The 22,411-nt window shown below is 47.6% G+C and carries 23 protein-coding genes; 11 read left to right on the forward strand and 12 right to left on the reverse strand.

Annotated elements, in window-relative coordinates; genetic code table 11:
* Positions 1-7 precede the first annotated feature (7 nt).
* A complete protein-coding gene (locus AC5JL3_RS31615) occupies positions 8-1,483 on the forward strand; it encodes a GTP-binding protein (protein ID WP_496078227.1) in 1,476 nt (491 codons plus the stop codon).
* Positions 1,484-1,579: 96 nt separating this feature from the next.
* Here the strand turns inward: AC5JL3_RS31615 and AC5JL3_RS31620 are convergent, their stop codons facing one another.
* The gene (locus AC5JL3_RS31620) at positions 1,580-3,559 is read right to left on the reverse strand and encodes an AAA-like domain-containing protein (protein WP_496078228.1); all 1,980 of its coding nucleotides are present in this window, start codon (positions 3,557-3,559) and stop codon (positions 1,580-1,582) included.
* Positions 3,560-4,153: 594 nt separating this feature from the next.
* Between AC5JL3_RS31620 and AC5JL3_RS31625 the strand changes: the two genes are divergently transcribed.
* Positions 4,154-4,984 carry an Npun_R2479 family HD domain-containing metalloprotein gene (locus AC5JL3_RS31625; RefSeq protein ID WP_496078229.1) on the forward strand — a complete coding sequence of 277 codons (831 nt, stop codon included), beginning with the start codon at positions 4,154-4,156 and terminating at the stop codon, positions 4,982-4,984.
* A gap of 72 nt (positions 4,985-5,056) precedes the next feature.
* Here AC5JL3_RS31625 and AC5JL3_RS31630 read toward each other — a convergent pair whose 3' ends face one another.
* Both AC5JL3_RS31630 and AC5JL3_RS31635 read right to left on the reverse strand, forming a co-directional pair.
* Entirely contained in the window at positions 5,057-5,176 is a 120-nt protein-coding gene (locus tag AC5JL3_RS31630) for a photosystem II protein Y (protein ID WP_192218636.1), read from the reverse strand.
* Between the two features lie 109 nt (positions 5,177-5,285).
* Positions 5,286-5,846 (reverse strand): gamma carbonic anhydrase family protein, encoded by a 561-nt coding sequence (locus AC5JL3_RS31635; RefSeq protein WP_496078230.1) that lies wholly within the window; start codon positions 5,844-5,846, stop codon positions 5,286-5,288.
* A gap of 240 nt (positions 5,847-6,086) precedes the next feature.
* On the opposite strand from AC5JL3_RS31635, the gene AC5JL3_RS31640 reads away from it, so the two are divergent.
* The 3 genes from AC5JL3_RS31640 to AC5JL3_RS31650 all read left to right on the forward strand — a co-directional run bounded on the left by AC5JL3_RS31640 (position 6,087) and on the right by AC5JL3_RS31650 (position 10,065).
* Complete coding sequence (locus AC5JL3_RS31640; protein WP_192218638.1) at positions 6,087-6,596, forward strand: TIGR02652 family protein; 510 nt, start codon at positions 6,087-6,089, stop codon at positions 6,594-6,596.
* 82 nt (positions 6,597-6,678) lie between these two features.
* The gene (locus AC5JL3_RS31645) at positions 6,679-7,119 is read left to right on the forward strand and encodes a VOC family protein (RefSeq protein ID WP_496078231.1); all 441 of its coding nucleotides are present in this window, start codon (positions 6,679-6,681) and stop codon (positions 7,117-7,119) included.
* Between the two features lie 138 nt (positions 7,120-7,257).
* Positions 7,258-10,065: a M16 family metallopeptidase gene (locus AC5JL3_RS31650; RefSeq protein WP_496078232.1), complete on the forward strand. Its 2,808-nt coding sequence runs from the start codon at positions 7,258-7,260 to the stop codon at positions 10,063-10,065.
* A 217-nt stretch (positions 10,066-10,282) separates the two neighbouring features.
* On the opposite strand, the gene AC5JL3_RS31655 is transcribed toward AC5JL3_RS31650, so the two are convergent.
* The 6 genes from AC5JL3_RS31655 to AC5JL3_RS31680 form a co-directional block, all read right to left on the reverse strand.
* Positions 10,283-11,341 (reverse strand): NAD(P)-dependent alcohol dehydrogenase, encoded by a 1,059-nt coding sequence (locus AC5JL3_RS31655; protein WP_496078233.1) that lies wholly within the window; start codon positions 11,339-11,341, stop codon positions 10,283-10,285.
* Between the two features lie 12 nt (positions 11,342-11,353).
* A complete protein-coding gene (locus AC5JL3_RS31660; protein WP_496078234.1) occupies positions 11,354-11,485 on the reverse strand; it encodes a hypothetical protein in 132 nt (43 codons plus the stop codon).
* 44 nt (positions 11,486-11,529) lie between these two features.
* Complete coding sequence (locus AC5JL3_RS31665) at positions 11,530-12,306, reverse strand: SDR family oxidoreductase (protein WP_496078235.1); 777 nt, start codon at positions 12,304-12,306, stop codon at positions 11,530-11,532.
* 23 nt (positions 12,307-12,329) lie between these two features.
* Positions 12,330-13,421 (reverse strand): alpha/beta hydrolase, encoded by a 1,092-nt coding sequence (locus AC5JL3_RS31670; RefSeq protein ID WP_496078236.1) that lies wholly within the window; start codon positions 13,419-13,421, stop codon positions 12,330-12,332.
* Positions 13,422-13,502: 81 nt separating this feature from the next.
* The gene (locus AC5JL3_RS31675) at positions 13,503-14,030 is read right to left on the reverse strand and encodes a cyclophilin-like fold protein (RefSeq protein ID WP_496078237.1); all 528 of its coding nucleotides are present in this window, start codon (positions 14,028-14,030) and stop codon (positions 13,503-13,505) included.
* The gene (locus AC5JL3_RS31680) at positions 14,030-14,533 is read right to left on the reverse strand and encodes a (R)-mandelonitrile lyase (RefSeq protein ID WP_496078238.1); all 504 of its coding nucleotides are present in this window, start codon (positions 14,531-14,533) and stop codon (positions 14,030-14,032) included. The genes AC5JL3_RS31675 and AC5JL3_RS31680 overlap by 1 nt, the downstream gene beginning before the upstream one ends.
* A 362-nt stretch (positions 14,534-14,895) precedes the next feature.
* Between AC5JL3_RS31680 and AC5JL3_RS31685 the strand changes: the two genes are divergently transcribed.
* Together AC5JL3_RS31685 and map are read left to right on the forward strand one after the other, a co-directional pair.
* Entirely contained in the window at positions 14,896-15,879 is a 984-nt protein-coding gene (locus tag AC5JL3_RS31685; protein ID WP_496078239.1) for an AraC family transcriptional regulator, read from the forward strand.
* Positions 15,880-16,244: 365 nt separating this feature from the next.
* Positions 16,245-17,072 (forward strand): type I methionyl aminopeptidase, encoded by an 828-nt coding sequence (gene map, locus AC5JL3_RS31690; RefSeq protein ID WP_496078240.1) that lies wholly within the window; start codon positions 16,245-16,247, stop codon positions 17,070-17,072.
* 283 nt (positions 17,073-17,355) lie between these two features.
* On the opposite strand, the gene AC5JL3_RS31695 is transcribed toward map, so the two are convergent.
* Positions 17,356-18,108: an SDR family oxidoreductase gene (locus tag AC5JL3_RS31695; RefSeq protein WP_496078241.1), complete on the reverse strand. Its 753-nt coding sequence runs from the start codon at positions 18,106-18,108 to the stop codon at positions 17,356-17,358.
* 84 nt (positions 18,109-18,192) lie between these two features.
* Here AC5JL3_RS31695 and AC5JL3_RS31700 point away from each other — a divergent pair, with 84 nt between their 5' ends.
* Positions 18,193-19,110 carry a LysR family transcriptional regulator gene (locus AC5JL3_RS31700; RefSeq protein WP_496078242.1) on the forward strand — a complete coding sequence of 306 codons (918 nt, stop codon included), beginning with the start codon at positions 18,193-18,195 and terminating at the stop codon, positions 19,108-19,110.
* Positions 19,111-19,149: 39 nt separating this feature from the next.
* Here the strand turns inward: AC5JL3_RS31700 and AC5JL3_RS31705 are convergent, their stop codons facing one another.
* Entirely contained in the window at positions 19,150-19,464 is a 315-nt protein-coding gene (locus AC5JL3_RS31705) for a hypothetical protein (protein WP_496078243.1), read from the reverse strand.
* Here AC5JL3_RS31705 and thrC point away from each other — a divergent pair.
* A complete protein-coding gene (gene thrC, locus AC5JL3_RS31710; protein ID WP_496078244.1) occupies positions 19,463-20,767 on the forward strand; it encodes a threonine synthase in 1,305 nt (434 codons plus the stop codon). The genes AC5JL3_RS31705 and thrC overlap by 2 nt on opposite strands.
* 118 nt (positions 20,768-20,885) lie before the next feature.
* Complete coding sequence (locus AC5JL3_RS31715; RefSeq protein WP_496078245.1) at positions 20,886-21,161, forward strand: MoaD/ThiS family protein; 276 nt, start codon at positions 20,886-20,888, stop codon at positions 21,159-21,161.
* A 262-nt stretch (positions 21,162-21,423) separates the two neighbouring features.
* Here the strand turns inward: AC5JL3_RS31715 and AC5JL3_RS31720 are convergent, their stop codons facing one another.
* Positions 21,424-21,597 carry a hypothetical protein gene (locus AC5JL3_RS31720; protein ID WP_496078246.1) on the reverse strand — a complete coding sequence of 58 codons (174 nt, stop codon included), beginning with the start codon at positions 21,595-21,597 and terminating at the stop codon, positions 21,424-21,426.
* Here AC5JL3_RS31720 and AC5JL3_RS31725 point away from each other — a divergent pair.
* Positions 21,596-22,345, forward strand: a complete 750-nt coding sequence (locus AC5JL3_RS31725; RefSeq protein ID WP_496078247.1) for a DUF2996 domain-containing protein — start codon at positions 21,596-21,598, stop codon at positions 22,343-22,345. The genes AC5JL3_RS31720 and AC5JL3_RS31725 overlap by 2 nt on opposite strands.
* The last annotated feature ends 66 nt before the right edge of the window (positions 22,346-22,411 follow it).

Raw genomic sequence — 22,411 nt, forward strand, 5'->3', positions numbered from 1 at the left:
TACGATTTTGACAGATTCATTACCAGAACCTGACTTCCTGGATTCTCTTGCTTCAGATCAGGAGTTGGATAGAGCGATCTTGAGTGTTGAAGAGATTCAGGCGGAACTGAACTACAAGCAGGCACAAGACGCACTACGGGACTTGGTGACGAATCTCGACTTGACACCCAAAGAGCAAGCGGGTTTAGAGTCCCAAATTAATGATTTAACCAACCTACTGGACAAACTGGAACATTCTTGTATCCAGATTGCGGCTTTTGGCATGGTGGGACGTGGGAAATCATCGGTACTTAATGCCTTATTGGGACAACCTGTGTTTGAAACGGGGGCGCTGCATGGTGTCACCCGTGATAGTCATAACGCTAACTGGCAGTTGACGCAAGAAACGGTGGGAGACACAAATCAGGAGATCCTGCGAGTCGCACTACCGAGTATTGGCGATTCCCAAATTCAGCTCATTGATACGCCAGGAATTGATGAAGTAGACGGTGAAACTCGTGAAGCGTTAGCGATCGCAGTAGCAAAACAGGCAGACTTGCTGCTGTTTATCATCGCAGGTGATATGACCAAGGTGGAGTACGAGGCGCTTTCTAAACTGCGGGAAAGTGGCAAACCGATGTTGTTGGTGTTCAACAAAATTGACCAGTATCCCGATGCAGATCGACAGGCAATCTACTGCAAAATTCGAGATGAGCGGGTGCGTCAGTTGCTTTCACCAGAGGAGATTGTCATGGTGGCAGCTTCGCCATTAGTGGCGGTTGCGACTCGGCGTGCTGATGGTACTGTTGGGGTAAAGCGTCGTCCAGGCACACCACAGATTCAGGATTTGAAGCTGAAAATCTTAGATATTTTGCATCGAGAAGGAAAGTCGTTGGTTGCCCTGAACACGATGCTGTATGCAGGTGATCTGAATGAGCAACTCGTCAAACGGAAAATGACGATTCGGGAGGAGAGTGCAAATCAAATTATCTGGAAGGCGGTAATGACGAAAGCCGTTGCGATCGCACTAAATCCTGTTACCGTCCTTGACATTCTCACCGCTACTGTAATTGATGTGGTGATGATTCTCACCTTATCCAAACTCTACGGCATTTCTATGACCCAGCAGGGTGCGATCGGGTTACTGCAAAAAATCGCGCTTAGTATGGGTGGGATTGGCGCAAGTGAACTTTTGGCAACGCTTGGATTGGGTTCCCTTAAAGGTTTGTTGGGTCTTTCGGTACCAGCAACGGGGGGGGTATCATTAGCGCCTTATCTGTCTGTAGCAGTAACTCAGGCAGGTGTTGCAGGTGTCTCTACTTATGCCATAGGACAAGTTACCAAGTTTTATTTGGCAAATGGGGCATCTTGGGGGCCAGATAGTCCAAAAACTATTGTGAGTCGTATTCTCTCTTCTCTGGATGAAACTTCAATTCTCAATCGCATCAAGGGAGAATTGGAGGCGAAACTGGGTAGGCAGCGATTGGATTTGAAAACGCGGTAGTAGCAGTGAGTTGAGTAAGAGCGATCGCGTTTGATTACCTTGTGTATTAAAGACCTAACACCCCCAGCCCCCCAAGCTGGGTTTTTCTACAAATGATTACTTTTCGCTGTTGTGAGAGTGACATTCGTATGAGGTTGTAGTTATGCCCTCGCTTTCGCCCTCCAAAGAGCGATCGCGAAAATACTGACGATATAAGTCAAAACGAGGCGTGACATAGTTGCCCTGCAACTGAACCAAACCCATACTGTGTAACTTAAAAGCTTGTACTGACTCTAATTCCACAGGTTCGCTGGTAGTGACTACCTTCGCAAAGGCAGCGGCTAACTTTGGATGCTGTTGAAGAGTCCATAAGTGCCTACGCAGATGATCTCCATAGAGTCCCGCTTCTGTAGGGGCAACTTGCAACAACTGTTCAAGCGTAATCTGCCCAGTCGCCATGTGATAAAGAGCGACTCGCACGAGATAGGGATGTCCACCAACAATGGACATAAGTTGCTCAATCTGAGCGGTATTCCACGCCAAACCATGCCGCTGGGTTAAATCCTGTACTTGCTCACTAGTAAATTCCGGCAACTCAATTGGCAACCCTACATTGAAGGGCGACTGATTAACATTGAGTGGAATATAAACCTCTGTTGAATGTACCACCACCAATCGAAATTTTTCCCATAAGCCACTGTCTTGGTCACCATAGCCAGCGTTTTCGTACCAAGCTCGCAATAGACCAAAAAAATCATCAGCAATTTTGGGATACTGGAAAACGCGATCGACTTCATCTAAGCCCAACACCAATGGCTGCTCGCTTTCCGACAATAGACAATCTTCAAAGTAAATCGTGCAGTTATCTTTGCTGCCATAAGTATCAGTCCAATACTCATCAACTTGGTAGCGTAACCGCAGCTTCCGAGTAATCCTGGCGCAGAACCACTGCAAGAGTTCATTGAGATTTGTGAAAACGGCAGCATCAGCGTGTTGAAAGCTTAGAGGAACAGTGCGATAGCCTAGCTCTTTTGCCTGATAGAGAATCCTCGCCATCAAGGACGTTTTGCCCATCTGCCTCGGTGCTTTAATCCGGATTAGTGCGCCAGGTTGTGAAATCTCTTTGTAGCACTGAGCTTCAAACGGAACTCGCTCCACATAAAACGCAGATGCTAGACGCACTTGACCACTCGGCAGCTCCGGTTCTGCAACAGGTAAGGGAGTAGGAAGTGGAGAGTAGGAAGTGGGGGAGAAGATTTCACTGTTACCTGGTTCATCGGTATTTGTCGAAGTTATAAGTTCTTCATTACTGCCAATGTCCTCTCGATTCCTCAACAAAAGGTTTAAAACATCTTGCACAATTGTTGGTGTGTCAGCCGCTGATGTCCACTCACGCTGCTTAATCCCTTGGAGGTAGCTGCGTAGGTCGTGGTTCAATGGGGCATTAAGAGGACAATTTACTCGGATGGGCAGCACAACAGGTTTATTTGTTCGGCGAGAATCACGCAACTCCTTAGCTCGCCGTAACTCCTCAAGCACCATTTCACTCACGGCAGCTTGTGGAGATAGTAGTAGTAAGAAGTAGTCGCACTCTTCAAATGCTGAATCACTCTGAGATAGCCAATCTTTCCCCAGTTGAGAACGTTCTGAAGACATTGCTCCGACACTAGCGATATAAGCTTGGTTTCCCGAAGCGTTGATGGCATTACATAAGTGTGCGGCGAGACTAAGTTCTGGCTCATGCGATCGGTGTGAGATGAAAACTCTCTTTGTCGCAACCTCGAATCTTTCTTCTGGTGAGTCAGCTAATTGAGGTGGTGATTCTCCTAACTGAGACTGCTGTTGCTTCAAAGCTCGCTCTAATGCCCCTCGGAAATTTTTTTTAGTGACTTTTTCTCCCAAGACCATTGAGAGCTTTTTCCATAACTTATAACCAACATCTTTTTCTACATACTCAGGATTAAGTGGGTACATTTTTTCGTAAGTATGACCTTGCCATGACCCTAAAAATATTGCTCGCTCAAGGTCATTTAGATGCTTTGCCGTTTGAGAATAAATTAATTTGTCTGCAAACTCTAATGCTTCTTCAACATTCATAGTTTGTTTCAAATCTCTAAAAAATGACATAACTTATCTATAAACATAATCGACAAAATAGTGATGAAAATCTTCTAAGGAAATATTTTACATCAACAACATATTATGTTCCTTCCTGTCAAATAAGTGATGACAGTAACAATGAAGAGATAACTCTTTAGCTGTGGACGGAGGCAAGAAGTAAGACACCTGGAGTTAATCATAAGCTGTATCTTTTCAAGCGCTAAGCTACGCTCAATCATCTCTTAATAACCTTTAGGCTCTGGGATAGGAAATAGCAACATTGCTCTTATTGTAATTCTCGCCTAGTAAAACAAGTAGGTACTCATTAAATTCATGAACTTTACTGAGGTTTTATGAGTTTGTTTGTCTTTAGATAATTCATCAAGCCTTCGTAGACAAAACAGCTTAAATAGTATATGTAAAAACCATGAGTTTTTCTGGTTACCTTTATTGTTTTTTTGACACACACTAATGATAGTTAATTTAAGTTGGTTTTCGTTGGGGTGAACGACTTGAATAACGAGGAGTTTAGACAGATGTCTTCATTAATTTAATTCACCTACTTAGTTTAAATTTTCAGAGGTTAGCAAGATGTTTAATCTTACAGAGGTGATAATTAATAACTGTGTTGAGCGCCTGCAAGCTGGATATCGCCAAACTTTCGGCAGCTTCAGATCAGAATATGTTGATATCCTTGGTTGGGCAGGAAATATGGCTTTGGAAGTTATTGCCAACAGCGACGCTCTCTATCACGACGTAGAACACACTATCTTAGTAACTTTAGTAGGACAGGAAGTTCTGCGGGGTAAGTACTTCCGCGAAGGAAGCGTCTCCTGCGAAGACTGGTTAAACCTAATCATTTCTTGGCTGTGCCACGACATTGGCTATGTCAAGGGAATCTGCCGTAGTGACAGTGAAGAGGATCAGTTGTATGCAACTGGGCTAGACGACATGATGATCTCGCTGCCGTTTGGTTCAACAGATGCCAGCTTGACTGCTTTTCATGTAGACCGAGCTAAACTTTTCATCGATGAGCGCTTTGGTACTCACACACTGATTGATACAGAAGCGGTTAAGCGCAATATTGAGCTGACTCGTTTTCCAGTACCAGCAGATAAAGAGTACTTGGAGACGGCTAACTACCCAGGTTTGGTAAGGGCGGCTGACTTAATTGGTCAACTGGCTGACCCACGCTACTTGCAAAAACTGCCTGCCTTGTTCTATGAGTTTGAAGAAACTGGCGTGAACAAGACGTTTGGTTACTCTTCTGGTGGTGATTTGCGTAAGAACTATCCAAACTTCTACTGGAATGTTGTCTCTGGCTACATCCAGCCAGCGTTACGCTACTTAGAGTTGACAGTTACCGGAAAGCAAATCATTGCGAGTCTCTACGCTAATGTGTTTCGGGTAGAACACGAATAACTAAAGCCAGCTAACTTTTTTGGTCATTGGTTAGCTGGCTTTTTGTCATTTGTACCTAGTGCCGTCTAGGACTTACCGATTGAGAAATCCTTGGACTTGTTTAAGCGCAGCAGCACCGATATTGAATAATGCCCAGCTAGCTGCCAAGATGACAGGAGACAAAACGGCTACTATACGCCAATCAAATTCCATGTTTTTATCCTCACTTAACGCTTGAAGTTTTTTGAACGTTTCTCATTTTTCTATTTTTAGGCAAATTGGTTCAGATGGCTACAGGATTTGTTTGTGTTTGGTACTTCAGTTAGTGGGGTGTAGTAAAAGTAAACCCCAAGTCAGTACTTCTTCCAGCGTGTACTAGTGCAAGCTTCTCATATCGCTTTGCATGTTCAATCAGTTCAGCTGCCTCGGTAGGTGAGACATCGCGTAATTGCTTAGCCGGAACGCCAACTACCAGTGATAAAGGTGGAACGTCTTTACTTACCACAGCACCAGCACCAACAATACTGCCTGAACCAACTCGGACACCATCTAGCACCACAGCACCAATACCAATGAGACTTCCGCGTTCAATATAAGCTGAATGAACGACCGCACGATGACCAACCGTAACATAGTCTTCTAGAATCGTTGGCTTGCCAGGGTCTCCATGCAAAATTGCACCATCCTGAATGTTTGTACACTTGCCAATCTCGATACGCTCAACATCTGCTCGCACAACGGCACCGTACCAAATACTAGCCCCATCCGCTAGTAATACCTGACCAATGACTACTGCATTTGGGGCGACAAAGGCAGCCTGAGAAAGGTCAGGAGGAGACCAGTAGGACGTAGTTGACGAGAATTGCGAGTTGAAATGATTCACGATTAGAGTTAATACTTCACTGCCCAACTGTAACGACTTGAACTTAGCGTATGGCTTGAACTCCAGTGTCCAGTATGTTTAACTTTAGCAGTACCTTAAGGAAAGCTTAATTCCTAAGCTTTCAAGTTTTTATGTAGCCTTGTGTCCCAATGCCTAAAAAAGAGATGGGTGTCATCGGTGGCAATCTATAATAAAAACCAAAGGTACTAGCACACACGGTAGAGACGCCAATAGCACTTGATGATCAATTCTGGCTTGCAGTACCCGGTATTTGGTCCGGAGATTCAGTGTCCTCACTGTCGTCAGTCAATTCCGGCATTGACGTTGACTGATACTTATCTCTGTCCGCGTCATGGTGCCTTCGAGGCAGATCCAAAGACGGGTGAACTGATTCATTTACAATCTGGGCGTCATTGGCGTCAGTGGAAAGATGAGTGGTATCGACAGCACACGCATCCTGACGGAATTCGCTTTGAAATTCATGAAGCGCTAGATCGGCTCTATACTCAGGGCTATCGAGCAACGCGGGTGATTATTGCCAGTCGTTATCGAGAGTTAGTGAGTGCTTATTTGGAGCGAAGTACGCCTTGGCGCGGGCAATCAGAACCAGCACGACCTCGACTTTATGGGTTACCCGTGGAATTTAGCCCGGAACCGGAACAAGACCCTTGCTGGGAAGTAATTAATTTCGATTTGGAAAAAGAACCAGGTGTCCCGGTGCGCTATCCTTATTTCCGACTGTTTGAGTAAGTAAGGTAACGCATTGTCCTAGGTTGGTAGTCTTTGATGTTGCTACTAATAACGGACAACAGACAACGAACAACTAACGCTAATGCACCACGCTTCGATTCGTACTGCGAATATTCATCGAGCGATCGCGTTCTACGAACAGTTAGGATTTACAATTTCAGAACGCTTTACCGCCGGGATTACCCTTGCCTGTTGGATGGAAGGACTCGGCGGCAGAATTGAACTTATCCAAATTCCTGAACCAAAACTTGCACCGGATGCCTTTGGAGATGAGCATTACGTTGGGTACTACCATTTATCATTTGACCTTACAAGTGCGACAACTAACCTCCCAATGTGGTTAACCAGTCTACAAGAACGCTTTACCGAAGCAACACGCCGTAACCCCGACGAATTCCAACCCTTAAAAATTCTTCTAGAACCGACCCAACAGATGATTGGTTCCCAGGTTTACGAAGTCGCTTTCATTGCCGACACCGATGGTCTACCCTTAGAATTTATCCGCGTTCTTAGCCCGCAATAGTTTAAAATTTTTAATTTTGAGCTTGTAACTCAAATAACTCGAACCGGAAAAATTAACTACATATCAATCAAGGTGAAAACTTAACACTCAACCTTGATAAATCCTCAATTCTATTGACGATGTTGTTTAACTAAATTTATGTATTACGGCTCAACTTGGCGTCGTCGCGGCTTTCTAGTTTTGCTTTTCAGCCTCTGCTTGAGTGCTGTGTTATTTGCTACGAAAGCTTCTTCTACTCAGACAGACGTTTCTCAGTCCCCACCTCCAGCCACAAGCAATGAAGCCGCACCCCTAGCACTGACAGAAAATGTACGAAAAACAGTACTAGACAATGGTCTAGTTGTCTTAACCAAGGAAGTACATACAGCACCAGTAGTCAGTGTGCAGGTTTGGTATCGAATTGGGTCACGTAACGAAGCACAAGGCGTGAATGGAATTGCTCACCAACTCGAACATATGCTCTTCAAAGGCACCAAAGACCGTCCGATTCAATTTGGTCGCCTTTTTAGTGCCTTAGGCAGCGACTCCAACGCCTTTACCAGTTACGACAATACAGCTTACTTCGGAACAGTTGAGCGGGAAAAACTCTCAGCACTGCTGGCTTTAGAAGCAGACCGGATGCAAAACTCCAACATTGAGGCACAGCAACTCGAAAGTGAAAAGCAAGTCGTAATTTCTGAGTTGCAAGGATACGAAAACAGCCCTAGTTACCGACTCAGCCGCGCCGTAATGCGGGCTGCCTTTCCCAACCAAGCGTATGGTTTGCCTGTAGGTGGAACCAAGGCAGATGTGGAGAAGTTTACCGTTGAGCAGGTGCGGGATTACTACCAGAGATTCTATAGCCCCGACAATGCTACGTTGGTGATTGTGGGAGATTTTGAAACTGAACCAACCCTCTCAAAAGTCAAGGAAACCTTCGGCAAAGTACCAAAAATCACTAACTCCTCACCAGAGATTAGTAACAATCAACCAACAACCAACAACCAACAACCAACAACCAACAACAACCGAATCGTTCTGTGGGAAGCGGGTAGTGCTGCACTTCTAGAGGAAATCTATCCGTTACCTGCAATTAACCATCCCGATGTGCCAGCAATAGACGTGATGGACTACATCCTGACTGAGGGGCGAAATTCCCGGCTTTATCAAGCTGTTGTGGAAACTGGTTTAGCGAGTGATTTTTCTGGCTATGCCGCTAACTTGATTGAATCAGGCTGGTATGAACTAGCAGCAATTGCTGCGCCTGGTCAAGAACTCGGCAAAATTGAGCAAGTTTTCGCTTCAGAGATTGCAACGTTACAGGATACAGGCGTTGCAGAAGAAGAAGTAAGTCGGGCAAAACGCCAACTCACCGCTGATGTGATCCTGGGGAACCGGGATATTACAAGCCAAGCACTGCAACTTGGTTCTGACCAATCAACAGGTGGAGATTATCGCTTTACAGACCGCTATTTAGCAGGTGTTCAGAACGTCACTAGTGAGGATGTGCAGCGCGTTGCACAAACTTACCTCAAGAGTGAGAACCGAACGGTAGGCTTTTTTGAGCCAACTCAGTTGGATGGTCAATCAGATACGCAGAGTGTAGGGGCAATTCAAACCACTGAGAACTTCAATGCAGGACCACCAGTAGACCCTGCGGTTGTAGAACAGTACCTGCCAGCCATCAATTCATCGGCAACGCCGACTACTCAATCGCTACCAGAGGTGTTGCGTTTAGCGAATGGTCTGCAAGTCTTGCTTTTTCCTGACCCTAGTACGCCAACCGTAACGCTGAGTGGCAGTATCCGAGGGGGTACAGAGTTTGATTCAATGGCTAAAGCTGGGTTGGCGAGTCTGGCAGCAAGCAATCTGATGAATGGGACGAAAACACGAGAGGCTTTAGCAATTGCGAAAGCGTTGGAGGAGCGAGGTGCAAGTCTAGGCTTTGCTGCATACCGAGAGGGTGTGGATATTGGAGGGTATAGCTTAGCGCCAGACTTACCTATCTTGATTGAGACGTTTGCTGATGTAGTGCAAAATGCTACGTTTCCGACAGACAAGCTGGAACTGACTCGCCAACAAACGTTAACGAGTCTCGCTGTTGAGTTGGATACGCCAGCACAACTGGGACGACGGACTTTCCAGCAAGCCATTTATCCAGAGAATCATCCCTACCATGCTTTTCCAACGGCGGACAGCTTAAAAAGTATTACTCGTGACGATGTGGTGCGCTTTTATCAGACACATTACCGTCCTGATACAACTGTGCTGGCTTTGGTGGGAGATTTTAACCCGGCAAGTGTGCGATCGCTTTTGGAAACTCAGCTTTCTGGTTGGAAAGTCGGTGGTAAACCTCCTGTCGCGAACTATCCAAAGGTAGAACTGCCACAAAAAATTGTTCAACTAAACCCAGTGCTTCCTGGTAAAGTCCAATCAGTGACTTATCTAGGTTATCGAGGGATTGACCGAAAAGACCCACGTTACTATGCGGCGTTGGTACTCAATCAGATTCTGGGTGGTGATACCTTATCGAGTCGCTTGGGAACCGAAATACGCGATCGCCAAGGCTTGACTTACGGTATCTATAGCTACTTCCAGGCAGGAATGAATCCAGGCCCATTTTTAATTCAAATGCAAACCGCGCCGGAAGATGCCCAAAAAGCGATCGCTAGTACCATCTCTCTACTCAAAGAAATCCAACAAAAGGGTCTCACGAGTGATGAAGTCAACACAGCTAAGCGCTCAATCACTAGCCAGTATCCGGTTGCCCTGGCTAACCCTGATGAGTTAGCCGAGACAATTTTGAGGAATCAAGTCTACGGTTTGGCACCGGAAGAACTACGCGAGTTTGCCAATCGAATTGAAGCCGTTACCTTAGAACAGGTCAATCAGACGGCGAAGGAATTGCTTCGTCCCGATAATCTGATTGTGGTCACGGCTGGTCCTGCTGTATCGGCAGCCAGGTAGAGCGATTAAATGAGAAAGTAGGAGTAAGGGGGGTTTTCAAAAGAATGTCACGAACTTAAGCCCTAAACTAAAATTTGGGCTTAGAGCTAAAACCCTTTAAAACGGGTTGAAGGGCTGATTTAGTAAGCTTTAGCTTGACATACCTCAAGAGCGAGTAGCGGTTGCTGTTGCCAAGGTCATGCTTGTGCATGGTTACTTCTTCTAGGGGGTGCCTCAGTTATTCAGATTTCAGAGATGCCATATCAATTACAAAGCGATATTTCACATCGGACTTGAGCAGTCTTTCGTAAGCTTCGTTGACTTTTTGGATGGGGATGACTTCAACATCGGCGGTGATGTTATGTTCACCGCAAAAGTCGAGCATCTCTTGGGTTTCAGGTATGCCACCGATGCTTGAGCCGGAGAGACTGCGGCGCGCCATGATCAGGCTGAATGCTGCGACATCCAGGGGCTTTTCGGGTGCACCGACCAGGGTGATGTTGCCATCCAGGCCCAGCAGGTTGAGATAGGCGTTAATGTCGTGTTTAGCAGAGACGGTATCGAGGATGAAATCGAAGCTACCAGCGTGCTTCTGCATCTCGTCAGCATTGCGGGAGACAACGACTTCGTCGGCACCCAGGCGCAGGGCGTCTTCCGTCTTGTCAGGCGACGTGGTAAAGACGACGACGTGCGCTCCCATCGCATGAGCAAGCTTCACGCCCATGTGACCCAATCCGCCAAGACCGATCACGCCTACTTTCTTACCCTCGGTGACGCCCCAGTGGCGCAGAGGCGAGTAGGTTGTGATCCCAGCACAAAGGAGCGGCGCAACTCCGGCCAGATTGAGGTTCGGGGGAACGCGCAGCACGAAGCGTTGATCGACGACGATGCTATCGGAGTAGCCACCATAAGTGACCCCTCCCAGGTATTTGTCTGGGGAGTTGTAGGTGAAGATTACACTTTGGCAAAACTGCTCAAGACCCGCTTTGCAAAGGGGACAGACCCCGTCCGACTCGACCATGCAGCCAACTCCCACTAGATCGCCGGACTTGAACTGAGTCACTGCTGAACCGACTTGAGTCACACGACCGACGATTTCATGACCGGGCACGATCGGGTAGGTTGTGGACATGAAATCGCTCCACTCGTTACGCACTGAATGGAGATCGGAGTGGCAGATGCCGCAAAAGAGGATTTCGATCTGAACGTCGTGTTCGGTTGGATCGCGCCGCGCAATCATGTCGGATGCCAATGGTGATGTTGCACTAGCTGCGGAGTAAGCTTTGGCGTTGTACATAAATACATGTCCCTAGTTGTTTACGTTTGGTGTCTGGTACTGCTCATCGCTGACTTTTTCCATCCAGTTCACGGGCTTGCCGTCGAGTACCTCCTGAGTAGCGTAAGTCATCGCCGTTGGCGGTGAAAGTGACGATGGCGACAATGCTTTGTCGTGCGTTTAGGGTTTGATCGTGTTGGCGACGAAGATCACTGCACCGTTTGACCGCTGTCGATGACCATGGCGTGCCCAACGATGAAGGCAGCCGCATCCGAGCACAACCAGACGACGGCTGCAGCGATCTCTTCGGGCGTGCCCATCCGTCCGACCGGTTCCTCCGCGATCACCTTCGCGCGCCCTTCGTCCGTACCGCCAGTGAAGCGACCCATCATCGGGGTGTCGATGTAGCCGGGACAGACGGCATTGACGCGGATGTTCTGCGACGCATAGTCGAGCGCCGCTGTCTTGGTCAGTCCGATCACACCGTGTTTCGCGGCGGTGTACGCGGGGCTACCCTTGATACCGATGATTCCCGCACCCGATGACGTGTTGACGATCGCGCCGCGTCCCTGCTTGAGAATCAGCGGGATCTCGTGCTTCATGCACAGGAAAACGCCACGGAGGTTGATGTCGATAATCCGGTTCCACTCCTCCTCCTCGTACTCTGCGGTCGGAGCCGCCTTCCTCGGCTCGATGCCCGCGTTGTTGAAGGCAAAGTCCAGCCGTCCGAAAGCCTCAATGGTCTTTTCCAGAGCCGCCTTCACGTCCTCGGTTCGCGTCACGTCGCACCTGACGGCAAACGCCCGCCCGCCCAGTTCCTCGATCATGCGTGCCGTTTCTTGATTGGTCGGTTCTGAAACATCAGCAACCACCACGCTGGTACCCTCACGGGCAAACGCCAGCGCCGTAGCTCGACCGATGCCGCTTGCTGCTCCGGTGACGAAAGCGACTTTGCCGGCAAAGTTTTCATTCGATTGTGTTGACATATTTTCTCCTGCTAATTGCTCGCTTACCGACTGAGATGCTGATTGAAAAAGGACGCAAGCTTGTCCCACGGGATAAGGTTCACCCGGTCGTACAAATCGACATGTCCCGCGTTCGGAATGGTGTAGAGTTCCTTTGGCTCGGCTGCGCGCTTGTAGGCATCTTCGCTGAACTCCCTAGAATGTGCATTGTCACCCGTGATGAACAGCATGGGACGAGGCGAAATAGTCTCAATGTCGTTGAACGGGTAGAAGTTTCCGGACTTGACGATGCTGGTCAGTGTCGGGTGCGTCGTAAGCTTCAGCGACGAACCTTCGGGGGTGTATTCGCCTCTGGGAGTGCGGTAGAAGTCGTAAAACTCGCGCTGAATGGGGTGGGTGTTATCGTTAAGCTCATGCACCGTGCCACCCGTGTATTTGGTCTCGCCGCCTGTGAACTCCACGTAGCGCTGCTCAGCCGCCTCTGCGATGGCTTGTTTCCTCTGTTCGAGGGTCGTAGAATGCCTCAGCCCGTTACGGTAAGCCGCGCCCATGTCATACATGCTGACCGTCGCGATCGCCTTCATGCGCGGGTCAATTTTGGCGGCGCTGATGACGAAGCTGCCGCTGCCGCAAATCCCCAGAACGCCAATTCGATCTCTATCAACGAGGGACTGGGTGCCCAGAAAATCGACCGCAGCACTAAAATCTTCAGCATAAATATCCGGTGCAACAACGTTGCGAGGCTGCCCTTCACTCTCGCCCCAGAAGGATAAATCAAGGGACAAGGTGACGAATCCCTGCTCAGCCAGCTTTTGGGCATACAGATTTGAACTCTGTTCTTTGACTGCGCCCATTGGGTGCCCGACAATAATTGCTGGATGCTTGGCGTTCTGATTCAAGGCTTTGGGAATGAAGAGATTCCCAACAACCTGCATGTTGTATTGGTTTCTGAACGTCACTCTCTGCATCGTTACCTGGTCGCTCTTGTAGAAGTTGTCTGCCCCCTCGACCACAGCGGACTGCTGTACGGGTGCTTGGGAGATTTGACGCGAGGCGCGTGTTTGGTCGATCGCAAATGCTGCTGTTGTACAGATCGCACTCATCAAGAGAGTTGGTATTAGAACACGGTGTTTCATGGCTTTCTTTGTAAGTGTGGGTTGACCTAACGGGTTTACTTCGCTTCCATCGTCGCAAGCCGCTTCCTTGCTGTATCCGCTTTACTGCGATCGCAACTCGATCGTCACTTCTACAGAACCAGGCACATTCAATGCCTCGATGTCACCGTCAATTTTTCCGAGGATAATGAGTCCGTTTGAGTAGCCAAAATCGTTGTAATACATCGCCAAATTCCCCCAGGGAGCGTAATAGGCAATATCTCCAACCGCAGGATCACTGCCCGGAGGTGCATCCTCTGTTGATAATCGTCTTGGCAAATCACTAACTTTTTCGGTGTTCGCGTGGTCTTCCAGCGTCAGCGTTAATGGCAGCAGGGAAATAAAATCCTGAGTGGTTTTGCTATCAATCAACGTGGCTGTCACGACTTCGTTTCCGACCTTGATGTTAATCTTCATCCTGTTTGCCTGCTTGGTTGGTAGTTCAGTTGGTATCTCTGATTGAGTATTGCTGGTGATACTGTTGTCGGCACGGCAGGCTGAGGAACACAGGGACATTGCTAAAGCGAGAACCAAAACCAGCATTCGCTTCTGACCGTTTTTTCCTCTAGTGGGAAGCCACCTCGAAAGCATCAAAATCGTCCTCCATATTGCTCGTCGCTGACCTGTTCCATCCAGTCCACAGGGCTGCCGTTGAGCGCCTCGTGAATGGCAGTATGAGTAATGGCTGTAGTGGCTGTAGCTCCGTGCCAGTGTTTCACACCGGGTGGAATCCAGACGACATCACCAGGTCTGATTTCCTGAATTGGTTCACCCCATTGCTGAACCCAACCAGACCCAGCCGTCACAATCAAGGTCTGCCCCAGGGGATGGGTATGCCATGCGGTTCGGGCACCAGGCTCGAAGGTGACACTTGCGCCAGATGCGCGTGACGGTTCGTGTACCGGAAAAAGAGGATTGATGCGTACAGAACCCGTGAAATATTCGGCTGAGCCTTCGGTGGAAGGCTGCGAACCATTCCGCGTGATTTTCACGGTCTGTGGGCGATCGCCAGATGAGACTTGTGTATGCCCTGCCTGCGGGAACCCCAAAGCCAATAAGGAAAATGCCATGACAGGTATCGTTAGCCGTTTCATTTCTGTTCCTCCATAGTTGTGCAACGCCCATGCAAAGCTTTCCCACAGCGACCAATGCCTGCCGTGGATTTGATGATGCTTCTCGTGCAATCGCAAGAAGCGCTTAACGAAATAAACTTGAGTGTTCTCTTGAAGAGAAATCCAGACGCTTACAAGAAGCCGGAATCACGTTTCATTGCTTTAACCTCATTCTAGGAATCCTGAAAGGCAAGCAATAGAATGATTGTCTAGGATGGTTGTACAATCCTGCACGCCTTGCACCAGATTCAATTCAAGTCACGCTAGATTCTTATACAGGCTTAGCTGCCAAACCCCTTCTAGACCTTGATGTGTCCAGAAATCTATCTGAACGGGCATAAGAAATGAACGCTGCAAGAACGAGTGAAAAATCCGGTAGAGCCTTGATGAATGACCTTCAGACAAAGCGCGAGGCAGACCGAGCGCAAGCCAACCGAGAAGAACTAACCCAGCGAATTGCCCAAGCGATTCGTACTGATGGAGCGAAAGAGCCGCTGAAAGGATTGCACTTTTACCGTTCCTCTTCCCCTTCGGAATGCTTTCATAGTGTCTCTATTCCTGCCTTTTGTGTAATTGCTCAAGGCAGCAAAGAAGTTCTTCTAGGCAGCGATCGCTATCAGTACGACCCAATGCATTATTTGCTGGGGACGGTCGAACTGCCGATTGCCAGCCGAATTCTAGAAGCAACCCAGGAAAAACCATACCTGGGTCTTCGTTTCGATCTTGACCCTACCCTAGTTGGCTCAGCCATGGTTGAGGCAGGCTATCCCTCAGCACAACGAGGGGCTAGTGTAAAAGCGATCGATGTGAGTCCGTTGGATGTAGATCTGTTAGATGCTGTCGTGCGGCTCGTCAGGTTAATAAATTCCCCTGCGGAAGCACATGTTCTCGCACCCCTGATTAAGCGGGAAATCATTTATCGCCTCCTCCTGGGAGAGCAAGGTGCTCGGCTGCGTCAGATTGCTGTTCTGGGTGGCTACACCCACCACATCGCCAAAGCCGTCGATCGACTTCGCAAAGACTTTAACCAGCCGATCAGGATTGAAAGCATTGCGCGAGAGCTTGGCATGAGCGTTTCGGGCTTTCACCATCACTTCAAATCGGTCACTGCCATGAGTCCGTTGCAGTTCCAGAAGCAACTGCGGCTCCAGGAGGCTCGCCGTCTGATGTTGGGGCAAAATCTGGATGCAACCAGTGTTGCCTACCGGGTGGGGTATGACGATGCTTCGCACTTTAACCGGGAGTACAAGCGGCTCTTTGGTGTTCCACCGATGCGTGATGTGGAGCGGCTGCGAGAAGCGGTTAGGGAGACTGCTAGTTCCATATGATCTCCTCGATATGTACTAATCTTGCCAGAAATCGTTATCCGATGGGGATTGTTTGCTTACAACTCCTGGGTGGCTTTACGACCTGTTTGGTAAATTTTGTCAAAGACTGTGGTGAAAACGATCAAAGCTGGGATCACTTAGAGCCTAAGCTTTACTGTTCTCTACCCCTCGAAATCAAGCAATGTTAAGCTAATGTAAAGTGTAAAATCACCTGATCTACTGATTCGGCATCGGCTCCTTCTCAAACAGTTTAGTGAAATAAGCTGGTCTAACATTTCTATGCTGTCGTGACCCCATTAAATGTAGTCGGGCTTTTTAACACTTAACTGTTTGGATGCCAATATCTTAGCCATTTATTGATTCGCATGAACATTTTGACTAATCTGCTTTTCAAACCAACGGAACCGCCCCGTACTAAGAAAAAACGTCGCGGTGTTGAAATCAAGTCTGAGCGTGAAATCGAAATCATGCGGCAAGCGGCAAAGATTGTCGCAACGGTACTCAAAGAAATTTCTGAGATGGTTGAGCCGGGGATGACGACGGCTGACTTGGATGCCCATGCCGAAAAGCGCATTCGTGAGATGGATGCAACGCCTAGCTTTAAGGGTTACCATGGCTTCCCATCTTCTATCTGTTCCAGCGTCAACAACGAAGTTGTACATGGTATTCCTAGCGCCAAGAAAGTAATTCGAGCTGGGGATGTCGTAAAAGTTGATACGGGGGCGTACTACCAAGGATTTCACGGTGACTCTTGCATTACGATCGCGGTTGGTCAGGTGACACCTGATGCAGCTAAGTTAATCCGTGTGGCAGAAGAAGCACTTTATAAAGGGATTGAACAAGTTAAAGAAGGAGCTTACTTGCTCGATCTTGCTGGTGCGATTGAAGACCATGTAAAAGCCAATGGTTTTAGTGTCGTTGAAGACTTTACAGGTCACGGTGTTGGACGAAACCTGCACGAAGAACCTCATGTCTTCAACTTCCGTACTCGCGAGATGGCAAATGTCAAGCTTCGTGCTGGGATGACTTTAGCGATCGAGCCAATTGTAAATGCAGGTTCCAAGTTCACGCGCATACTATCCGATCGCTGGACAGCAGTGACTGTTGATAATGCTTTGTCAGCTCAGTTTGAGCATACGGTGTTGGTAACGGCTGACGGCTATGAAATTTTAACTGACCGCACTCACGTTTAGAGATTAGCTGTCAGCGAAGAACGTAGGAGAAGTAGGGAGAAACAGATAACTCAGTTTTTGGGGGCATCTACAGAGGGATTGCCCCCTGAGTCTCTAACTGTGATGGCATAGTATTTTGTGGGACAGTGCTTCGAGGTCATGAGTAGGTTTGCGATCTCTTTAGCAAAGGTAAGCAATTGCGCTAATTGCCCTAAATATTAGCTTTCCCTTTCGAGGTTACCGATTACAGCGTCTTTCAAGACTGGATACATAATGTATCCAAACTGTCAGTGCAACAAGCGGCTTACCAAGGCAGGTGTATTGGTTCACCCAATTTCCGCAGTTCTGCGAAAAATTGTCCTTGAGAACCACCATCCGGAAGCGTCGCCAGATAAACGGCTGTTTCCGCTCCTTCTTCTGCTGTGAATGGTGCATTCTCGCCCCCCATGTCGGTTTTCAACCATCCTGGAGAATAGGCATTCACAAGAATATTGCTACCCTGGAGTTCCTTTGCCAGAATCGCTGTCAATCCGTTTAGACCTAGCTTGGAGAGGCGGTAAGAGGGTGCTAGTGGATAAAAGTCACTAGGTATGGACGATAAAGATGCCATCTCGGTCGAAACATTGACGATGCGACCATAGTTCTGAGCCTTCATTAGGGGGATTAAGGCTTGAAAAATCCGGAGTACTGCCAAAACATTTGTCTCAAAGGTTGACAGCAGGGTTTGCGATTGAACACTCAGCAGACTCGCTTCCTCTGGATGACTGCTAGTTGGGTTGACACCTGCATTGTTAACTAAAATATCTACCCTGCCATGCGTTGCTTGCAACCATTCAGTAAACTGTTGAACGCTGGTATCATCAGTAACATCCAAACTGTGAAAGTCCACATCTAGCCCTTCATCCACCAATTGCTGCTTGGCAGCAAGTCCTTCAGACTCTTTGCGGCTAGTTACTATCACGCAAATATCGCTAATTTGAGCCAATTTACGGGAAATAGCATAGCCTAATCCGCGATTGCTGCCAGTTACTACGGCAGTCTTTTTCTGCTCAGTCATTTCGGTTATTGCCAAATGTCTTTAATTTCACAATAGCTAGGTAAGATGAATTAAACAAATTGATTAAAAAGATAATAGCTATCAATGAAATCGATAGATTTGTCATCCATCGATCTAAACCTCTTGGTTGCGTTTGAAGCGCTATATGAAGAACGAAGTGTCACAGCGGCTGCTCAACGACTCTATTTAGGACAACCTGCGATGAGTGCTGCTCTGAGGCGATTGAGAATGTTGTTTGACGATGAACTGTTCATCCGTATTGGTCGAGAGATGCAACCGACGAGCAAAACTTTGGAAGTTGCACCAGGGATTTTGTTGGCACTCAACCAAATTCGACAGACTCTCGAATCTAACCAAAGCTTTGAGCCGAAAACGACTCAGCGCAGTTTCGCTATTGGCAGCTCAGATTACACAAGCTTTGTCATCGTGCCAAAATTAGTCGCTTTGTGTCAGCAAACTGCACCAGGAGTAAATGTTCGATTGATTGGGTTTGAAAAAGATAGTGTAGAAGATTTATTGGAGCAAGGTGCAATTGACCTTGCCTTAGGCGTGTTCCCCAATCCACCTCAAGAAACACTACATGAATCTCTATTTCAAGAACGATTTGTTGGCATTGCTCACAAAGGACATGGGGCGATCGCAAATGGGTCAGTTTCACTAGGAACCTTTGCAAATTTACCCCATGCCTTGGTCACAATCCGACGAGATGACACAGGATACATCGATCAGGTTTTAGCCACCTACAACTTGAAACGCCGGATTGCCGTGACAACCCCGCACATGATGGTGTTACCGTCCTTAGTTGCCTCTAGTGATTTAATTGCCTCGGTTCCCTCTCGCATCGCAACCCATTTGATCTGTCATCAAGAACTAGAAATATTTGAACTACCGATTGAAACGCAAGCTTGGACAGTATCCCTGCTGTGGAGCAAATTGGTGGACAAAGACAGTGCAAATTGCTGGCTACGTCAAACCCTAAAGACTGCTTGTGCCTCCCTTTGATTTGCTATGCGCCAGATTGAAACGGTTAAGTCAGCTTGTTCAGAGATTCCATGAACAGCATAGGGAAAATTTTTCTTCCTGTGCTTCCCCTACTCTCTCTTGCTCCCCCTGGTTTTTTAGCACCGAAAAAATGGCAAGAAAAAACCCCCGAACCGTAAAGCTTGGGGGGTGAATACAGGGTGCATCTACCACTTCTCTATACCTATAGAGGCGATAACTATCAGGACGAATTTCCGCCTTTAGGAAAAGCGATTTAAATTTATACCCGACAAAAAAAGTCGGGTATGTTTGACGGGTATTGTTGCCTGTGTTACTATCAATCGACCGTTGAAGGATGCAAAGAGATTGACTCATGACTCAGGCGACACAACCCCAGACAACAGCGACATCTGCCACATTTAAAGCTTTGACCTGCAAGGAGTGTGGCGCAGAGTATGAACTTAAGGCATTGCACGTTTGTGAAATGTGTTTTGGACCTTTGGAAGTTAGCTATGATTACGACGCTCTCCGACGTCAGGTAACTCGCGAAAGTATCCAAGCAGGTCCACATTCAATTTGGCGCTATCGTCCCTTCTTACCTGTTGAGACAGATACCCCAATTGATGTCGGTACGGGGATGACACCGTTGGTGAAATCGAATCGCTTGGCGCGTCGCCTTGGTCTGAAAAATCTCTACATCAAAAATGATGCGGTAAATATGCCCACCTTGAGCTTCAAAGATCGGGTGGTGTCTGTTGCTCTCACTAGAGCCAAAGAGTTAGGCTTCACTACAGTTTCCTGTGCTAGCACTGGCAATTTGGCTAATTCTACCGCTGCGATCGCAGCTCATGCAGGTCTAGATTGCTGCGTCTTCATTCCCGCTGACTTGGAAGCTGGCAAAATCTTGGGCACGCTCATCTACAACCCCACAGTGATGGCAGTCCAAGGGAACTACGACCAAGTTAACCGTCTGTGTTGTGAGGTTGCTAATACCCACGGTTGGGGCTTCGTTAACATCAATTTGCGTCCCTACTACTCCGAAGGTTCAAAGACTTTGGGTTATGAAGTCGCTGAACAACTCGGCTGGAAGCTACCCGACCACATTGTTGCTCCGATGGCTTCTGGTTCTCAATACACCAAAATCTACAAAGGCTTCCAAGAATTCATCAAAGTCGGTCTGGTTGAGGATAAGGCGGTTCGCTTTAGTGGGGCACAGGCAGAAGGTTGCTCCCCTATCGCGCAAGCCTTCCGGGAAAACCGAGACTTTGTAACACCCGTTAAGCCAAGTACAATTGCTAAATCGATCGCGATCGGTAACCCAGCAGATGGCGTTTATGCTCTGGAAGTAGCGCGGAAAACTGGCGGTCATATTGAATCAGTAACTGATGCGGAAATCATTGAAGGCATGAAGCTGCTAGCAGAAACCGAAGGCATCTTCACCGAAACCGCAGGTGGCACGACAATCGCCGTACTGAAGAAGCTGGTGGAAGCCGGAAAAATTGACCCTGATGAAACTACAGTCGCTTACATCACTGGCAACGGATTGAAGACTCAAGAAGCTGTCCAAGGCTACATCGGCGAACCTCTAACAATTGAAGCAAAGCTAGAGAGTTTCGAGCGAGCATTAGAGCGTTCCCGCACTCTTGATCGCCTCGAATGGCAACAAGTCCTTGTATAGCTCCAAAGCTGTCAGCTATCAGCTTTTTAACAGAACAACGTAACTCACTCTTTCAAAGTTGTGAGTGAAAAACCCTCATTCCTCACGACTCTAACAACCAACAACCAACAACTAATCTATGGCTGTCAAAGTTCTGATTCCTACTGCTCTGCAAAAATTCACCAACGACCAAGCAACGATTGAGTGTGCCGCTAACAATGTTACTGAACTGCTCGACTCTCTAGAAAACAGTTGTCCTGGTATTAAAGGACGGCTGTGTGACGAACAGGGAAAACCACGTCGTTTCTTGAACTTCTATGTGAATAGTGAAGATATTCGTTTTCTAGAAGGTACAGAGACAACTCTTCAAGATGGAGATGAAGTAAGCATTGTACCAGCGGTTGCTGGTGGCTGATGTAGTCTAATTTCTACTGTCAACCGAATTAAATGAGTTAACTAAGAAGCGGTAGCGTTTCTTTCCTCTAGCTAGAGTAGTTAGGGAAAGGAGTGCTGCCGATTTTTGTTGCGTAAATTGGTAAAATTTCTCGGCTAATCATCATTTTTCTTATAAACGTCATTGGCTTTCTCTATAACAAGGGGATTAAGCGATCGCAAATTTAATAATCAATCTGACTTAACAGCAAAAGCTGGAAGGACAATAGCCTTTTACCTTTCTCCTAAAACCAGTTCATTAATAAGCTAGCTAACAGCTTCTCTACTGGCACAGGTTTACTTCTTTCGGAAGCTGGATACTCCCTTGGCAATCCTATGCAAAGATTAAAGATAAATATACAAACACCCAAAATTAAGCGATCGCCCCAGACATAGAGATAAGGATTCACCAGAGCCATGGCAGAAAAGTCAAATCCCGATCCAAACACCAAAGACCCTACATCGGGTCCTCCTAATCCAGAGGCTGGAGAATCACGTACACCGGATGCCTCTAAAGAACATGTTGCCAGTACCGATGAAGCAGTAGCAACGGATTTTCCCTCGGCTAACGCTCCTAGTCCTGAGGCGCTAAATCCAGACACCAACCCGAATGCTGCGGGAGAGAAGCCAACCACAGATACGGCAGTTGAGGATACGAATACTCAAACTGATGCTGATGTGCCTGCTGCCTCTGCTGAACAACAAGCAGAAGATAAACCCGCTGCGAAAAAGCCTGCGGCTAAAGCTGCTGGTGATAAGCCTGCGGCTAAAGCCAAAAAAGAGAAGGCACCTGCTGTTGAAGACAAACCCTTTCAGGAATTTATCGAACAAGACTATGTGCCAGCCTTGAAGAAAGCCTTTGCAAAAGAAGGCATTGAGGATGTACAGGTGAATTTTGTTAAGGACAAAATCCAAATTGCTGGCTTAAGTCAAGGTGATGACTGCTGGCAAGTGGCGGGTTCCTGGAAAGATGGACAGCGCAAATTTAACGTTTATTTCCCTGACGAAGACATCAGCAAGCAGAAGGCTTTTTCCTGGGCAACCAATGGTGCAAAACCTAGTACGCTAGAGTCTTTCATGATTGATGAGCGCAGGGTAACGCTAGACCTGATTGTGTTTTACACGATGCAACGTCTAAACGCACAGAAGTGGCTGGCGAGAAATTAGAGGCTAGGGGCTGGGGACTAGGACTCTGAACCAGAATTCAGCTCCAATTCCTCATCCCCAATCCTT

Source organism: Symplocastrum torsivum (assembly GCF_059505465.1).

Bases quoted from the DNA above. Each gene is read 5' to 3' on its own strand.
- AC5JL3_RS31620 (WP_496078228.1), bottom strand. From the start codon at position 3,559: ATGAATGTTGAAGAAGCATTAGAGTTTGCAGACAAATTAATTTATTCT.
- AC5JL3_RS31625 (WP_496078229.1), top strand. From the start codon at position 4,154: ATGTTTAATCTTACAGAGGTGATAATTAATAACTGTGTTGAGCGCCTG.
- AC5JL3_RS31630 (WP_192218636.1), bottom strand. From the start codon at position 5,176: ATGGAATTTGATTGGCGTATAGTAGCCGTTTTGTCTCCTGTCATCTTG.
- AC5JL3_RS31640 (WP_192218638.1), top strand. From the start codon at position 6,087: ATGATCAATTCTGGCTTGCAGTACCCGGTATTTGGTCCGGAGATTCAG.
- AC5JL3_RS31645 (WP_496078231.1), top strand. From the start codon at position 6,679: ATGCACCACGCTTCGATTCGTACTGCGAATATTCATCGAGCGATCGCG.
- AC5JL3_RS31650 (WP_496078232.1), top strand. From the start codon at position 7,258: ATGTATTACGGCTCAACTTGGCGTCGTCGCGGCTTTCTAGTTTTGCTT.
- AC5JL3_RS31655 (WP_496078233.1), bottom strand. From the start codon at position 11,341: ATGTACAACGCCAAAGCTTACTCCGCAGCTAGTGCAACATCACCATTG.
- AC5JL3_RS31665 (WP_496078235.1), bottom strand. From the start codon at position 12,306: ATGTCAACACAATCGAATGAAAACTTTGCCGGCAAAGTCGCTTTCGTC.
- AC5JL3_RS31670 (WP_496078236.1), bottom strand. From the start codon at position 13,421: ATGAAACACCGTGTTCTAATACCAACTCTCTTGATGAGTGCGATCTGT.
- AC5JL3_RS31675 (WP_496078237.1), bottom strand. From the start codon at position 14,030: ATGCTTTCGAGGTGGCTTCCCACTAGAGGAAAAAACGGTCAGAAGCGA.
- AC5JL3_RS31680 (WP_496078238.1), bottom strand. From the start codon at position 14,533: ATGAAACGGCTAACGATACCTGTCATGGCATTTTCCTTATTGGCTTTG.
- AC5JL3_RS31685 (WP_496078239.1), top strand. From the start codon at position 14,896: ATGAACGCTGCAAGAACGAGTGAAAAATCCGGTAGAGCCTTGATGAAT.
- map (WP_496078240.1), top strand. From the start codon at position 16,245: ATGAACATTTTGACTAATCTGCTTTTCAAACCAACGGAACCGCCCCGT.
- AC5JL3_RS31695 (WP_496078241.1), bottom strand. From the start codon at position 18,108: ATGACTGAGCAGAAAAAGACTGCCGTAGTAACTGGCAGCAATCGCGGA.
- AC5JL3_RS31700 (WP_496078242.1), top strand. From the start codon at position 18,193: ATGAAATCGATAGATTTGTCATCCATCGATCTAAACCTCTTGGTTGCG.
- thrC (WP_496078244.1), top strand. From the start codon at position 19,463: ATGACTCAGGCGACACAACCCCAGACAACAGCGACATCTGCCACATTT.
- AC5JL3_RS31705 (WP_496078243.1), bottom strand. From the start codon at position 19,464: ATGAGTCAATCTCTTTGCATCCTTCAACGGTCGATTGATAGTAACACA.
- AC5JL3_RS31715 (WP_496078245.1), top strand. From the start codon at position 20,886: ATGGCTGTCAAAGTTCTGATTCCTACTGCTCTGCAAAAATTCACCAAC.
- AC5JL3_RS31725 (WP_496078247.1), top strand. From the start codon at position 21,596: ATGGCAGAAAAGTCAAATCCCGATCCAAACACCAAAGACCCTACATCG.
- AC5JL3_RS31720 (WP_496078246.1), bottom strand. From the start codon at position 21,597: ATGGCTCTGGTGAATCCTTATCTCTATGTCTGGGGCGATCGCTTAATT.